Below are 15,235 nucleotides of genomic sequence, written 5' to 3'. Positions count from 1 at the left end.
TCGCTGTAATCCGGTGTAATTAATCGTAAATCCGAGCGCGATGGGACAGGCGAGGATGCTAATCTGCGCAATCAGTTGACTTGATACGGTATTTGATGATGAAAAAGACACTCTTCCAGGCCGCCGTCGGCCTATTGGCACTGTGCTCCGTCGCCGCTCAGGCCGCAGAATATCAGGCCGGTAAGCAGTATACCGACATGCAAAAGGCCGTGCCGGGCGCGCCGCCCGTGGTCGAATTCTTCTCCTTCTATTGCCCGCCATGTAACCAATTCGCCAACGTTTACCGTATCGGCGAGGCGGTAGATGCCGTGTTGCCGCAAGGCGAGAAGGTGGTGAAATACCACGTGAGCTTTCTTGGCCCACAGGGTGCGGCATTGACCGAAGCCTGGTCTGTGGCACAGGCGTTAGGGGTGGTGGATAAGGTTGAGAAGCCCCTGTTTGATGCGGTGCAGGTGACGCGTAGCATCAACTCACCGGCCGATATTCGCCAGGTGTTCGTCGCTGCCGGTGTCCCGGCGGCGGAGTATGATGCCGCACAGAACAGCTTCGTGGTGAAGTCGCTCACCGCCCGTCAGGAGAACGCCGTGAAGGAGTTTGGCGTGCGTGGCACCCCCTCCTTCTTTGTCGCCGGTAAGTACCAGATCAAAAACGATGGGATGCAGGCAACCAGCGTCGAGGGGTACCGTAGCGAATATGCCGACGTGGTGAAGTTCCTGTTGGCACAGGGTAAGTAATTATCGCCTGCTAAGGGGGCTCGGCTCATCGTGTCGAGCCCCACGCTGGTATAGGATGCGCTGTCATCATTATCTTTTAACGTGTTAATCCCCTCTCTGTTCTTCGACCGTACTCTCCCTCCGCCGAGACCTTCAGCACGCAGCACCGTCCTAGCGCTCATCGTGGCATAGGGAATTCGTGCGATCGTCTCCCGTTAATGGCTGATGACATATTGAGTTATTAGCGTGAATGTATAATCTGTCCAAACTGGTTTTGCGAATAAAAGTGGTGTAAAAACATAAGGATATGAAATGGCTCGGGAGCATTATAATCACGGAGGTCTATTACATCTTAAAGGATTCGACCTCAATCTATTGACCGTCTTTGAGATGGTCTTTCTTTATACCAGCGTCAGCCGTGCCGCCGCCGCATTGGGGACGACGCCTTCGGCGGTGAGTCAATCGCTGCAAAAGCTACGGCAACACTTCGACGATCCCCTGTTTGTGCGGGAGGGGAAGGGGATCTCGCCGACGGCGTTGGGGGTGTGTTTACATGAGCAGATAGCCCGGGGGTTATCCTTGATCGATCATACCCTGAATGCGACCCTCTCGGCCAAGCAGCGGCGTAAGTTTGTGATTTTTGCTCCGTGTTGCCTGGCATTACAACTGTTGCCGGCCACCCTCGCCGCCCTTGAACCTCTCGGGGCGGGGTATGAGCTATTGCACTATAGTAGCTATGGTGATGCCAACCCTGACACCATTGCCGAGAGTCTGCTCACCTTCCGCAAGGTCGATGTGGTCTTCAGCCCTGCGGCGGTGAGTGCGCATGCGGTGCAGTGCCACCCCCTGGCATCCCAACCGCTGGTGCTGGTCTGTCGCGATCAGCATCCCCGGATGGCGCAGTGCTGTAGCGAAAGCCAACTCGCCAGTGAGCGGATGGCCCTGTTGCAACGAGCGAATCATAGCGATGTCTGCTGCGACTCCCTGCCGGCGACTCGCGTCGTATTGCGTTCCGACTCCTTTATCTCGATTCTAGAGACCGTCAGTCACAGCGATCTGTTGACGTTGTTGCCCCGAGAGGTGGCGCGGCGTTATGGGGCGTTATTCAATCTGCGCGTGGTCGAGACGACATTCTCGCTCCCCACGTCGCCGCTCTATCTCACCTACAATAAGTCTTCGTTACGTAACTCCGAGTTTCGCAGTTTGTTGGATCTGCTGCTGGCCAGCATGCCTGGCGCCTCGGTGCCATCGGCGTGAGGAGGCAGAGAATATGGCTGGGGAGAGGCTATCAGGGGATATCAGCCGCAGGGGCTCGGATGAGTCTCTTGCTGTCTCATTGATTGCCGAAGGCGGAATGCGGCCTCTGATGAGCATATATCATGAGAATTTTTAGCTGAACGGATTCAGTTATTCCAGATTATTTCTATTATTCGTAATAATCAGGTTGTTTTGACCAATAAATTAATAAAATAACTTATCAACCGGATGACTAAATATATTGGCCACTCTGGCTAATAACGGAGTAATTAGGGGTGAGATGATGCTCTTGTTGAAAAGGTATTGAGAAACAGCATGTTATTATTATGCTGTGAGGATATGAGATATTTAATACAAAAAAGAAAACCAGCCCAAGGGAGATTGGGCCGGCAAGGAGGTGGTTCCTAGTATTGCTATTCGTTATTGCTTCTTATGCGGCAATAATAACCGGCACGCGCCGGGTTTAGTGTGATCAATATCGGGTATTGCTAAAAAAATAGGAAAAAGCCGGAATTATTCCGGCGTTAACTCTATTTTATTGCGCGTGTGGATTACGCGTGCTGGCACCCTGTAGATTACGCATCAATAGGGCATACGCCAGGTCGATCTCGGCGGGTAATGGAATATAGACCGTGTGGCCGTTGCCGGGCGCAACCTCACTGGGTTGGTTATGCTTATCGCGCAGCTCGTCCAAGGTGAATTGGATGTTCCCTTGTGGCGTCATTAACTCCAGGCTGTCGCCACGGGAGAATTTATTCTTCACCAGCACCTCGGCATAGCCGTCACGGCGCGCCCCAGTCAGCTCGCCGACGAACTGTTGGCGTTCGGAGACGGAGTAGCCGTAGTCATAGTTCTGTTGGTCTTCATGCACGTGGCGGCGCAGGAAGCCTTCGGTGTAGCCGCGATGCGCCAGGGATTCCAGCGTGGTTAACAGACTCGCATCGAAGGGTTTACCGGCGACGGCGTCATCGATCGCCTTGCGGTAAACTTGGGCGGTACGGGCGCAGTAGTAGAACGACTTGGTGCGCCCCTCGATCTTCAGCGAGTGGACCCCCATCTCCGTCAGGCGGCCGACATGCTGGATGGCGCGCAGATCCTTCGAGTTCATAATATAGGTGCCGTGCTCATCCTCGAAGGCGCTCATGTATTCGCCGGGACGCATGCTCTCTTCCAGCATGAAGACCCGATCCGTCGGCGCGCCGATGCCCAACGTCGGTTCGACTTGCTGTACGGGGATCGGCTCATACTGATGGACGATGTTGCCGACCTCATCTTCTTTGCCTTCTTGGACTTTATATTCCCAGCGGCAGGCGTTGGTGCAGGTCCCCTGGTTAGGATCGCGCTTGTTGATATAGCCCGATAACAAGCAACGCCCGGAGTAGGCCATGCACAATGCGCCGTGTACGAAGACTTCCAGCTCCATCTGCGGCACCTGCTGGCGGATTTCGGCGATCTCCTCCAGCGACAGCTCGCGTGACAGGATGACGCGAGTCAGTCCCATCTGTTGCCAGAATTTGACCGTCGCCCAGTTTACTGCGTTAGCCTGCACCGACAGATGGATCGCCATCTGTGGAAAGGCCTCGCGTACCATGGCGATCAAGCCTGGGTCAGACATGATCAGGGCGTCTGGCCCCATGTCGATGACGGGTTTTAGATCGCGCAGGAAGGTTTTCAACTTGGCGTTATGCGGAGCGATGTTGACGACCACGTAGAACTTCTTCCCCAGCGCGTGGGCTTCTTGGATCCCTAACGCCAGGTTTTCGTGGTTAAACTCGTTGTTGCGAACGCGCAGGCTGTAGCGAGGTTGGCCGGCATACACCGCGTCGGCGCCATAGGCGAAGGCGTAACGCATGTTTTTTAGCGAACCGGCCGGAGACAGTAATTCCGGAGTAAACATAGACGACTCTCTTGTTCTGATCACAGGTCAGGCTGTAGCGGAAGGCTACAGTAAAGGCGGGCATTATAGAGAGTTGACGTAGGCAGCACAATCAAGGCGCCGCGAGGGCAGCGACGCCGTGAAGGCGTCGTGCTATCACGCCCGGCTCAGATCGCGGATGTCGCGGCTCTGCGCGTTTCTTTTCACCGACTCGATCCCTTTTCTGGCGGCACTTTCCGAGCAGTAATGTTCGCTGTGGCCGATCACCTGATGATTCTTGGCCCGCAGTAAAAAGTAAGGCTGTTCGCCCTCGCAGCACAACTCGTATTGCGCATCGTCAGCGGCGTTACTCTGCACATAGAGGATACCGTTTTCCACCGAGGCGCGGGTGGCATACATCTCGCTGTGCAGGATAGCCTCACCATTACCGGCCTTGAGGCAGAAATGAAAGCGCCCATTGTGGGTGCGTGCGATTTCGTAGTAACCCAGGGTCATGGGAATCTCCTTACCTGCCTAGATACCACACTCCACCCTACACGCGGCGGCGCGGGTGGACTGTGACGGGAATCGCTCTAAGTATAGGCAGCGTCGGCATCAAGCGGGGAGGCGATTGTGTGAAAATTGTATGCAAAATATGACGCCGTGGGCTAGGCGATAATCTGACAGGGGAGCCCCTCCCAGCGGTAACCGACACCGTAGACCGAGCGGATCAGCGGCTCTCCCTGCTCGATCGCCTCCAGCTTGCGGCGTAGGTTCTTAATGTGGCTGTCGACGGTGCGGTCAGTCACCACCCGGTAGTCATCGTACAGATGGTTGAGGAGTTGTTCGCGCGAGAGTACACAGCCCGGCTGAGTCGCGAGGGTCTTGAGTAGGCGGAACTCGGCCTGAGTCAGGTCGAGGGTCTGCTGGTGATAGCGTGCCTGAAAATGACGTTCGTCGATCAGCAGCGGCGTGCGGACTTCACCGCCCTCCTGTAATCCACAACGACGTAGGATGGTCTTCACCCGCGCGACGACCTCGCGTGGGCTATACGGCTTGCAGATATAGTCATCGGCGCCGATCTCAAGGCCCAGCAAGCGGTCGATCTCCTCGATCTTCGCCGTGACCATCACGATCGGCACCTCGGAGCTACGACGGATCTCGCGGCACAGGGTCAGGCCATCGACACCGGGCAGCATCAGATCCAGCAGGATCAGATCGTAGAGATGGTTTTGCAGGTGGGGTAATACCTCGTCGCCCCGACTCAGCCAATGGGGGCGGTAGCTGGCAGCGAGCAGGTAGTCGATCAGCAGTTGCCCCAGCTTGGGTTCATCCTCGACGATGAGGATACGTGCGCCCTCCGGCGGCGGAAAGAGTGGGGTGGTAGCCAATAGATTCATCGGATTACTCATGGATCGAGATGACGGATAAGGGTCTCAGTATACCCCGTCGCGTGGCGCGGCGGGGGAATTCTTGTTCACTCAGGCGAGGGGTTCCAAGGGCAATACCACACGCAGCGCCAGGCCCCCTAATGGGGAGTGATGGGCGCTCAGGCTCCCGCCGTGGGCGGCGACAATATTTTGGCAGATGGATAGGCCTAATCCTGATCCCCCGCTGGCGCGACTGCGTGAGCCTTCGGCGCGGTAGAAGCGTTCGAAGATATGCTGTAGTTGTTCATCGTTGACGCCCGGAGCGCTGTCCTGCCAGCACAGCGTTAGCGTCTCGCTCTCCCGTTGGCCGATGATCTGGAGCTCACCCTTGGCGTCGGTATAGCGCAGGCTATTTTCAAAGAGGTTATTGAAGAGCTGGAGTAGGCGATCGGGATCGCCAAACACGTGAGCCTGTTCCGGTAGCTGAACGTGTAGATGGATTCCCTTATCCGCCAGCCGATCGCGGAAGGCGCCGGCGGCCGCTTGCACCAGGGCACAGGCATCGATCGGTCGCTTACGATAGGCCAAGGCGCCGGCATCGGAGAGCGACAGTTGGTGTAGATCGTCGACCAGCTTGGTCAGGGTCTTGACCTCGGCCTGTAACGAGATCAGCGAGTCGGGCGTCAGGCGGCGCACACCATCTTGCAGCGCCTCTAGCTCACCGCGCAGCACCGCCAGTGGCGTACGTAGCTCATGGGAGACGTCGGCCATCAATGCGCGCCGGATCTGCTCATTGCGCTCCAGCGTGGTCGCCAGCTGATTGAAGTCTTGCGCCAATTGGCCCAATTCGTCGCGACTACTGACCTCGACACGGGTGGCGAAGTTACCGGCGGCGAGCTGGTGCATGGCATTGATCAGCCGTTTGACCGGCGCCAACATGCCGCGCGCGAGCAGCAGCGTCACCGCCGCGGCCAGCAACGTCGCGAGGGCGACGATAAACCAACTGGTACGACGTTGTTGGCGGTCGAAGTTGATGTCGGCGTTACGTGTTAGCCGGTCGGGTGGGGTGGTCAATACCCAACCGACTACCGCCCCTTGGTAGCGTACCGCGCTACGAATGCCATCATGGGGCAGTTTGCCCGATGGGCCAACTAGGCGTTTACCCTCGGCATCCAATACCCAGAAGGGGGTGCGCCAGCCATGGGGCGGCAGGTTGACGTGTTGGTTGTTGTTCTGCTCGATGTCACGCATGATGCTCATGATCAGGCGCTCATTGTGGCGCAGGAAACGCCAGTTGCCTTGACCCGCGTATAGCGTTTCCAACTCGCTGGACATCAATTGGACGCGCTGCTCGTTACCGTGACGAATGTAGTCGATAAACCCCCGCTCGAAACTGATGCGGACCCCCCAGTGCATGATGATCAATACCAGAATGCAGGTGGAGAGGATGGTCAGAAAGAGTTTGGCGGAAATACCGAGTTTCATGGCTCCTCCTAGTGCGCCAAGGGCGGCAACGTGCGCTGCCGACTAAAGCGGCGCCGCAGTCGCGCCATGTACAGGTAGACCACCGGGGTGGTGTACAGCGTCAACGCCTGGCTGACCAGCAGGCCGCCGACGATGGTGATGCCTAGCGGCTGGCGTAGTTCGGCGCCGTCGCCATAGCTGAAGGCCAGCGGCAGCGCGCCGAACAGGGCGGCCAGCGTGGTCATCATGATGGGGCGGAAGCGCAGCAGGCAGGCCTGATGGATGGCGGCGCGCTCACTCAATCCCTGCTCGCGTTGCGCCGTCAGGGCGAAGTCGACCAACAGGATAGCATTCTTCTTCACCAGGCCGATCAGCAGCAGGATGCCGATCAGCGCGATCAGGCTGAAGGGGGCCTGGAACAGCATCAGCGCCAGCAGCGCGCCGACTCCGGCCGACGGCAGGGTCGACAGGATGGTCAACGGGTGAATATAGCTTTCATACAGTATCCCCAACACGATATACACCGTGGCGATGGCGGCCAGGATCAGCCACAGTTGGCTGCTCTGTGCCTGCTGGAACAGCAGGGCGGTACCGGCGAAGCTGCCACGCAGCGAGGGCGGCGTACCCAGCGCCGTCATGGCGCGCTCGATGGCGCGACTCGCCTCGGCGAGCGTCACCCCCGGCGGCAGGTTGAAGGAGATGGTTGTCGCCGCACTCAGCCCCTGGTGATTGACGGCCAACGGCGCATCGGCGGGCTGCCAGCGGGCGAACTCGGCCAGCGGGATCGGCTGCCCGGCCTGATTGATGACGAACATCTTGCTGAGGGCGCGCTCATCTTGGGCATAGCGGGCGTCGACCTCCATCACCACATGATACTGGTTGAGGGGTTGATAGAGGGTGGAGATCTGGCGTTGGCCGAAGGCGTTGTTCAGCAGGGTATTGACCTGCTGGACGCTGATCCCCAGACGCGCCATGGCCTGGCGATCGTAGGTCAGCAGCATCTCACTCCCCTTATCCTGCTGATCGGTGCTGACGTCGGCCAGTTGCGGCAGCTCGGCGAACGCCTCACGGATCGTTGGCTCCCACTGGCGCAGCACGGCGAGATCGTCGGACAACAGGGTGTATTGGTAGCTGGCGTTGCCCTGGCGTCCTCCGGCGCGAATGTCTTGCACCGCCATCAGGAACAGATTAGCCCCCGGTTCCTGCGCCAACTGGCTGCGTAGGCGGGCGATCACCTGCTGGGCGTCGTCTGCGCGTTCGCTCAGGGGCTTGAGGGCGATAAACATCAGGCCACTGTTGGTGCGGGCTCCCCCGGTGAAGCCGGTGACATTCTCCACCGCGGGATCGGCGCGAACGATACGCATAAAATCTTGCAGCTTGCCGCGCATCGCCTGGAACGAAATGCTCTGATCGGCTTGGATGAAGCCCATCAGGCGCCCGGTATCCTGCTGCGGAAAGAAGGCCTTGGGGATGGCGATGTAGAGCCCGATGTTGAGTCCGATCACCGCCAGTAACAGCAAAAGCACCCAACGCGCGTGATCCAGCGTCCAGTTCAGGGAGTTGGCATAGCCTTGACGCAGGCGCGCCAGTAGCCGGCCTAGGACGCCGGCTGATTGCGTCGAGTGTGACGTTGTGGCGCGCAACAGACGGGCGCACATCATCGGCGTCAGGGTCAGCGCGATCAGGAGTGACAGGGCGATGGCGACGGAGAGGGTGACGGCGAACTCGTGGAATAGGCGTCCGGGGACCCCTCCCATGAACAGCAGGGGGATGAAGACCGCCACCAGCGACAGGCTGATGGCAAAGACGGTGAACCCCACCTCGCGGACCCCCAGCAGCGCCGCCTGGCGTGGGCGCAGGCCGTTCTCGATGTGACGGGCGATGTTCTCCAGCACCACGATGGCGTCATCCACCACGAAGCCGGTAGCGATGGTTAACGCCATCAAGGAGAGGTTATTCAGGCTGAAGCCACACAGGTAGATGGCGGAACAGGTGCCGATCAGCGAGATCGGTACCGTCACCGCCGGGATCAGGGTGGCGCGTGTCGAGCGTAGAAACAGGAAGACCACTAGGATCACCAGGCCGACGGCGATGGCGAGGGACTGCTCGACCTCGCGCAGCGAGGCGCGGATGGTCGGGGTGCGCTCCTGGGCGATGTCGAGGTTGACCGCGGCGGGCAGCATGGCGCGTAACGCCGGTAGACTCTGGCGTAGCCGATCCACCGTCTCGATGATGTTGGCGTCGGCGCTGCGCCGGATCATGATCAGGATCGCCGGTTCGCCGTTGCTCATCCCGGCATTGCGTACGTCCTCGACGTCGTCGCTCACCTGGGCGACATCTTGCAGGCGCACCGCCGCGCCGTCGCGGTAATGAATGATTAACGGTCGATACGCCTGCGCCTGCATCAAGGCATCGTTGGCTTGTAACTGCCAGCGTTGCTGCGCGTCGGCGACGGCTCCCTGAGGACGACGCACGTTGGCCGACGCGATGGCTTGACGCACCGCATCCAGCGAGACGCCTTGGTTGAACAGGGCATCAGGATCAAGGTCGATGCGCACCGCCGGCAGCGAGCTCCCCCCCACCGTGACATCGCCGATCCCGTCGATCTGGGCGATCTTCTGAGCCAGACGCGTCGAGGCCAGATCGTACAACTCCCCCTGATTATAACGCGTCGAGGTGAGCGTCAGGATGGCGATGGGGGCGTCGGAGGGATTGGCCTTGCGGTAGCGTGGGCGCGAGGGCATCCCCGAGGGCAGTAGGCTTTGCGCGGCGTTAAGCGCCCCTTGTACATCGCGCGCCGCCCCATCGATGTCGCGATCGAGATCGAATTGCAAGATGATACGGGTGTTGCCTAGGCTGCTGCTGGAGGTCATCTCGTTGATGCCGGCGATACGTCCTAACGCACGCTCCAACGGTGTGGCGACCGAGGCCGCCATGGTTTCGGGCGAGGCGCCCGGCAGCGAGGCGGAGACCATGATCACCGGGAAGTCGACCTGCGGCAGCGGCGCCACCGGCAACAGACGTAGGCCGAGCACCCCGGCTAAGGTGATCGCCAGCGCCAACAACGTGGTGGCGACCGGGCGATCGATGAACAGGGCGAAGCCTCTCATTCTGCCGTCTCCGGGCGGGGGGCGGTGCGGCGCGGATGGCGTGCCAGACGGTCGAAGGCCAGATAGATCACCGGAGTGGTAAAGAGGGTCAGCACTTGGCTGACGATCAGCCCGCCGACCATGCCGATCCCCAGCGGCTGGCGCAGTTCCGCCCCGACGCCCTGGCTAAACATCAGCGGCAAGGCACCGAGCAACGCCGCCAGGGTCGTCATCAGGATCGGGCGGAAACGCAGCAAGCAGGCCTGATAGATGGCGTCGCGCGGCGTCATGCCTTGCTGGCGCTCCGCCGCCAGGGCGAAGTCGATCATCATGATGGCGTTCTTCTTGACGATGCCGATCAGCAAGATGATGCCGATGATGGCGATGACGTCCAACTCCTGCCCGTAGAGTTGTAGCGCCAACAGGGCGCCGACCCCGGCCGACGGCAGGGTGGAGAGAATGGTGATCGGGTGGATAAAGCTCTCATACAGAATACCCAATACGATATACATCGCCACGATGGCCGCCAGGATCAGCCACAGCGTGCTGCTTAACGCGCTCTGAAAGGCGAGCGCGGCCCCCTGAAAGTGCAGGGTGATGTCGGCTGGCATGCCGATGGCCTGACGTGCCGCGTCGATCTCGGCGATGGCCTGCTCCAGGGTATAGCCCTCGGGAACGTTGAAGGAGAGGGTGGCCGACGGAAACTGATCGAGATGGTTGATCGCCAGTAAGCCATGACGCTGTTCGATGCTGGCGAGGCTGGCCAGCGGGATCGCCCGTCCATCGGCCGCCGTCAGGTAGATACGCTGCAGGGCGGCCAGACCATGGGCGTCGGCGTTATCCTGCTCCAGTACCACCCGATACTGGTTGGACTGGGTATAGATGGTGGAGATCAAGCGCTGGCCGAAGGCGTTATACAGCGCGTTATCCACGTCCTGCATGCTGATCCCGAGACGACTGGCGCTGTCACGATTGACGTTGACGAAGGCGACCAGCCCGCGATCCTGCCAGTCGCTGTTCACGTCGCGTAACAGCGGTGACTGGGCGAGGCGGGCCTGAAGGCGCGGCACCCAGGTCTGCAACTCATCGAGCGATACGGCCTGCAGGGTGAAGGGGTAGCGGGCGCGCCCCGGCAGGGTATCGATGGTCATGTCCTGCACCGGTTGGAGGTAGAGGCTGATGCCCTCGACGTGGGACGCCAGTGCCTGGAGACGCGGGATGATGCGGTCGATGCGATCCTCTCGCGCGGCCAGCGGCTTCAAGACGATCTGTATTCGTCCGCTGTTTAGCGTCGGGTTGACCCCATCGACGCCGACAAAGGCGCTGACGCTGGCCACGTCGGGATCACGGCGCAACGCCTCGCTCAGCTGGCGTTGGCGCTCGGCCATGGCGCTAAACGAGATGGATTGGGGCGCGTATACCGTCCCCTGGATCAGGCCGTTGTCTTGTAATGGGAAGAAGCCCTTGGGGATCCACAGATAGAGCAATACCGTCAGCACCAGGGTAAGCCCGGCGATCGCCAGGGTGAGGCGCGAATGATGCAGGGCCACGCTCAGGGCTCGGCCATAGGCGGTGATCAGCCGCTGAAACTGGCGCTCACAGGCCAGTGAGAAGCGGTTTTGGCGGCGTAGACGCGCCTGACTCAGCAGCCGGGCGCACATCATCGGCGTCAGGGTCAGCGAGACCAGCGCCGAGATCAGGATCGCCACCGCCAGCGTGACGGCGAATTCGCGGAACAGACGGCCGATGATGTCGCCCATAAACAGCAGAGGGATCAGCACGGCGATCAGTGAGAAGGTCAACGAGATGATGGTGAAGCCGATCTCGCCGGCCCCCTTCAGGGCAGCGGTTAGCGGTGGCTCACCATTCTCCAGATGGCGCTCGATATTTTCGATCACCACGATGGCGTCATCCACCACGAAGCCGGTGGCGATGGTTAACGCCATCAGCGTCAGGTTATTGATGGAGAATCCCAAGAAATACATGACGGCGAAGGTGCCGACCAGCGACAGCGGGACCGCCACGCCGGGGATCAGCGTGGCGGGCAGATTGCGCAGGAACAGGTAGATCACCATCACCACCAGAGCGATGGCCAGGAGTAGCTCATGACGGACGTCGCTGACCGAGGCGCGGATCGTCTGGGTACGGTCGTTCAATACCGAGAGTGTGACGGCGGCGGGGAGCGCGGTACGTAACTGGGGCAGCAGCGCCAGCACCGCGTCGGCGGTGGCGATGACGTTGGCACCGGGCTGGCGTTGCACGTTGAGGATTATCGCCGGATGGTTATCGGACCATGCCGCCAATTGGCTGTTCTCCGCCCCTTGTTCGACGGTGGCGATATCGCGCAGATAGACCGGCGCTCCGTTGTGGTAGGCGACGATCAGCGCCTGATACTCCTGCGGTGAACGCAGCTGGTCGTTGGCATTGAGGGTGATGGCGCGTGTCGGGCCGTCCAGACTTCCCTTCGGCGAATTGACGTTAGCGCTGGCGATGGCGCTACGGATCGCCTCGCTGCTCAGGCCATAGGCGGCGGCCGCGGCGCTGTTGAGCCGCACGCGTACCGCGGGGCGCTGTCCCCCCGCCAGGGTGACCAGGCCGACGCCGCCAACCTGGGCGATCTTCTGCGACAGGCGTGTTTCGACCAGATCTTCTACCTGCGGCAGGCTAAGGGCATCGGAGGTGACCGCCAGTGTCAGGATCGGTGGATCCGCCGGGTTCACCTTGCTGTAGATCGGCGGATAAGGCAGATCGTTCGGCAGGAGATTGGTAGCGGCGTTGATCGCCGCCTGTACCTCCTGTTCAGCCACATCCAACGCCAGCGAGAGGCGGAATTGTAGGGTGATCACCGAGGCGCCGCCGCTGCTTTGCGAGGACATCTGTTGCAGGCCGGACATCTGACCGAACTGGCGCTCGAGCGGTGCGGTGATGGCCGAGGCAGTGACGTCGGGGCTGGCGCCGGGGTAGAGGGTGACGACCTGGATGGTCGGGTAGTCGACCTGCGGCAGCGCCGACACCGGCAGTGCGCGGTAAGCGACCAGGCCAGCCAGCAGGATGGCGATCATCAGCAGGGTGGTGGCGACCGGGCGCAAGATAAACGGGCGTGATGGGCCGCCGCCGGGCGGGAGTGCGGGTGTGGCATGTCGACTCATGGGCGTGTGGCATCCTGGCTGTCGTCCGTCGCGCCTGTGCGACGGGCGGCGATGATCTCAACGCGGGCATTCTCCGTCAGCCGATCGATACCGTCGGTGACCACCCGCTCGCCGGGTTGCAGCCCCTGTAACACCACCAGCGCATCGCCGTCGCGCTCTCCGACGCGAATCGGACGTTGGTGAACGCGCTGCTGTGCATCCACGAGCCAGACGAAGCGCCCCTCGCGCCCGGTCTGCACCGCGGCGGCGGGGACCAGCAACGCCGGTTGCTGGCGGGCGATCTGGAGGCGCAGATTGACGAATTGGTTGGGAAAGAGGCGATCGTCTTGATTGTCGAAGCGCGCCTTGATCTTCAGGGTGCCGGTGCTGGTATCGATCTGGTTATCCAGACTAAGCAGACGCCCCGTCGCCAGCCGCTGGCGGTTGCCGCGATCCCACGCCTCGGCCAAGAGCGCCCCCGGCTGTTGCTGGGCCTGCTGTAGGCGAGGGATCTCGCCCTCTGGCAGGGTGAACAGCACATCGATAGGATGAGTCTGGGTGAGCACCACCAGTCCGTTGCTGTCCGCGCTGCTGATGTAGTTGCCCTCGTCGACCTGGCGTAGCCCGGCGCGCCCGGCGCTCGGCGCGCGGATGCGGCTGTAGTCGAGCTGGAGTTCGGCGTTGGCGACGTTAGCCCGATCACTGACCAGGCTAGCCTGGGCCTGAGCGACCAGCGAGGCCTGCGTGTCCAACTCTTGGCGCGACACCAGATTATCTTTGGCCAGGCGTTGATAACGCGCCAGATCGCGCCGGGCGTTATCCAGCAACGCCTGATCACGCGCCAGGGCACCCTGGGCCTGTTGCAGTTGGATCTGGAAGGGACGGGGATCGATCTCCGCCAGCAGATCGCCGGCCTGTACCTGCTGCCCCTCGGTGAAATGCAGCTTCATCAGTTGGCCGTCGACGCGGCTGCGTACGGTAACGGTATTGGAGGCGACGACGGTACCCAGTCCATCGAGGTAACTGTCGATCGTGGCGCTACGCACGCTGGCCGCCTGTATCGGCACCGGTTGTCCGTTGCCGCGCGGCCCGGTATTGGCGCGTTTTGCGCCGGGCTGACTGGCGCTGCTACTGGCGGGGGTATTCGGCTGTGCGAGCTGCCGCCAGGCAAAGAGGAACAGGGCGATCAGGAGCAGGCTGAACCCGATACGCCGGGCGCGTCGGGAGGTCAGGGCGGACATGACATTCATAGTAGGGAAACTCTCCTGCTTCCAGCCGACGGGCGGCATCCATTAATCAATCACGGGGCACGAATCGCTCGGGCGATACGCGCGACGGCCTGGCGCCTATTGTAGCCGTTTCACCCGGCGGCAAAATGGAGGAAATATGAAAATCGTGCGCCGTCGCGCTGCGAACGCCAGCCGGATAGGCGAGCAGGGATGTCAGGGCGTGAAAGTGGCGTTTTTTTCAGCGTTCGCCGCGTCGCCGCGTGTCGGCGATCGCACCTTGAACGGAACAGGGTGACAGTCAGGCTTTTTTTGCCCAAGATGAGAAAACCACTAGCGGGAAAGAGGCCACACTATGCTGAATGTGAATGAGTATTTTGCAGGGAAAGTGAAGTCGATCGGCTATGACAGCGGCACAATCGGCCGTGCCAGCGTGGGGGTCATGGAGAAGGGGGAGTATACCTTCTCGACGGACAGGCCTGAAGAGATGACGGTGGTGACCGGGGCGTTGCGGGTATTGATCCCCGGCGCACCCGATTGGCAGGTTTTTACGCCCGGGGAGACCTTCTTCATTCCGGGACACAGCGAGTTCAACCTACAGGTGGCGGAGCCTAGCGCCTACCTGTGTAAGTATCTGAGTCGTTAACGTCAGGCGCGAGGGCGGCGCGTGGCGCCGCCTAGCGTCTCGTCGGCAAATCCCATCTCGCCATAATGGCAGTGGCGAAACTCCGCCAATACCTTACGCACATAGGGCAGGGTCGTTTCCGGTAGCGCATCGGGCGTATACCAGGCGAGCGCGCTGCATTTGTGCGGTTCAGTATTCTCCACCACGGCGGCGTCATCGGCCAGATAGAACCATTGATCGACATAAGTGCGATCGGGGCTGCGCCGGTGCAAGGTATAGACATGCCGTAGCGCCGCTACCTGCGGCGTCAGGCCGATCTCTTCCTGCGCCTCGCGCACCAGCGCCTGACTGGCGGACTCGCCCGCCTCGACATGCCCGGCCGGCAGTGACCAGCAGCCATCGGCGAAGCCGGTGTTGGCACGGCACGCCAACAGGAAGCGCCCCTGACGCTCTAGGATCAGATAGACGGCGTGAAAGATCTGCCCATGTGCGGCCATCGGCGCGCTCC

General features: G+C 60.8%; 12 protein-coding genes. 4 read left to right on the top strand and 8 right to left on the bottom strand.

Translation table 11 applies throughout. The features are described 5' to 3' along the window. Positions 1-95 precede the first annotated feature (95 nt). On the top strand, positions 96-734 hold the full coding sequence (locus tag ACEQFP_RS11550) for a DsbA family protein (protein ID WP_005283688.1): 639 nt from the start codon (positions 96-98) through the stop codon (positions 732-734). Positions 735-1,025: 291 nt separating this feature from the next. Next, entirely contained in the window at positions 1,026-1,970 is a 945-nt protein-coding gene (locus ACEQFP_RS11545; protein ID WP_005283691.1) for a LysR family transcriptional regulator, read from the top strand. A 535-nt stretch (positions 1,971-2,505) separates the two neighbouring features. Here ACEQFP_RS11545 and yegQ read toward each other — a convergent pair. The 7 genes from yegQ to ACEQFP_RS11510 all read right to left on the bottom strand — a co-directional run bounded on the left by yegQ (position 2,506) and on the right by ACEQFP_RS11510 (position 14,126). Beyond that, a complete protein-coding gene (gene yegQ, locus ACEQFP_RS11540) occupies positions 2,506-3,867 on the bottom strand; it encodes a tRNA 5-hydroxyuridine modification protein YegQ (RefSeq protein WP_035596411.1) in 1,362 nt (453 codons plus the stop codon). A gap of 135 nt (positions 3,868-4,002) precedes the next feature. Continuing rightward, positions 4,003-4,341, bottom strand: coding sequence for a YegP family protein (locus tag ACEQFP_RS11535; protein WP_005283698.1), 339 nt, complete (start codon positions 4,339-4,341; stop codon positions 4,003-4,005). Positions 4,342-4,493: 152 nt separating this feature from the next. After that, positions 4,494-5,225, bottom strand: coding sequence for a two-component system response regulator BaeR (baeR, locus tag ACEQFP_RS11530; protein ID WP_370546898.1), 732 nt, complete (start codon positions 5,223-5,225; stop codon positions 4,494-4,496). Between the two features lie 81 nt (positions 5,226-5,306). Then, on the bottom strand, positions 5,307-6,680 hold the full coding sequence (gene baeS / locus ACEQFP_RS11525) for a two-component system sensor histidine kinase BaeS (RefSeq protein ID WP_005283704.1): 1,374 nt from the start codon (positions 6,678-6,680) through the stop codon (positions 5,307-5,309). Positions 6,681-6,688: 8 nt separating this feature from the next. After that, a complete protein-coding gene (gene mdtC, locus ACEQFP_RS11520; protein ID WP_370546897.1) occupies positions 6,689-9,769 on the bottom strand; it encodes a multidrug efflux RND transporter permease subunit MdtC in 3,081 nt (1,026 codons plus the stop codon). Beyond that, positions 9,766-12,897 (bottom strand): MdtB/MuxB family multidrug efflux RND transporter permease subunit, encoded by a 3,132-nt coding sequence (locus ACEQFP_RS11515; RefSeq protein WP_370546896.1) that lies wholly within the window; start codon positions 12,895-12,897, stop codon positions 9,766-9,768. The genes mdtC and ACEQFP_RS11515 overlap by 4 nt, the downstream gene beginning before the upstream one ends. Then, positions 12,894-14,126, bottom strand: a complete 1,233-nt coding sequence (locus ACEQFP_RS11510) for an MdtA/MuxA family multidrug efflux RND transporter periplasmic adaptor subunit (RefSeq protein ID WP_370546895.1) — start codon at positions 14,124-14,126, stop codon at positions 12,894-12,896. Before ACEQFP_RS11510 ends, ACEQFP_RS11515 begins: the two co-directional genes overlap by 4 nt. Before the next feature lie 136 nt (positions 14,127-14,262). Between ACEQFP_RS11510 and ACEQFP_RS11505 the strand changes: the two genes are divergently transcribed. Both ACEQFP_RS11505 and ppnP read left to right on the top strand, forming a co-directional pair. Beyond that, entirely contained in the window at positions 14,263-14,400 is a 138-nt protein-coding gene (locus ACEQFP_RS11505; protein ID WP_005283715.1) for a hypothetical protein, read from the top strand. A gap of 57 nt (positions 14,401-14,457) precedes the next feature. Beyond that, the gene (ppnP, locus tag ACEQFP_RS11500) at positions 14,458-14,748 is read left to right on the top strand and encodes a pyrimidine/purine nucleoside phosphorylase (protein ID WP_005283718.1); all 291 of its coding nucleotides are present in this window, start codon (positions 14,458-14,460) and stop codon (positions 14,746-14,748) included. A 2-nt stretch (positions 14,749-14,750) separates the two neighbouring features. On the opposite strand, the gene ACEQFP_RS11495 is transcribed toward ppnP, so the two are convergent. After that, the gene (locus ACEQFP_RS11495) at positions 14,751-15,224 is read right to left on the bottom strand and encodes an NUDIX domain-containing protein (RefSeq protein ID WP_370546894.1); all 474 of its coding nucleotides are present in this window, start codon (positions 15,222-15,224) and stop codon (positions 14,751-14,753) included. Positions 15,225-15,235: the final 11 nt, after the last annotated feature.

Source organism: Edwardsiella sp. A.80236 (genome assembly GCF_044540725.1).
In the GTDB taxonomy this organism is placed as follows: Bacteria; Pseudomonadota; Gammaproteobacteria; order Enterobacterales; family Enterobacteriaceae; genus Edwardsiella; species Edwardsiella tarda.
This window is presented reverse-complemented; position numbering and strand designations above follow the sequence as displayed.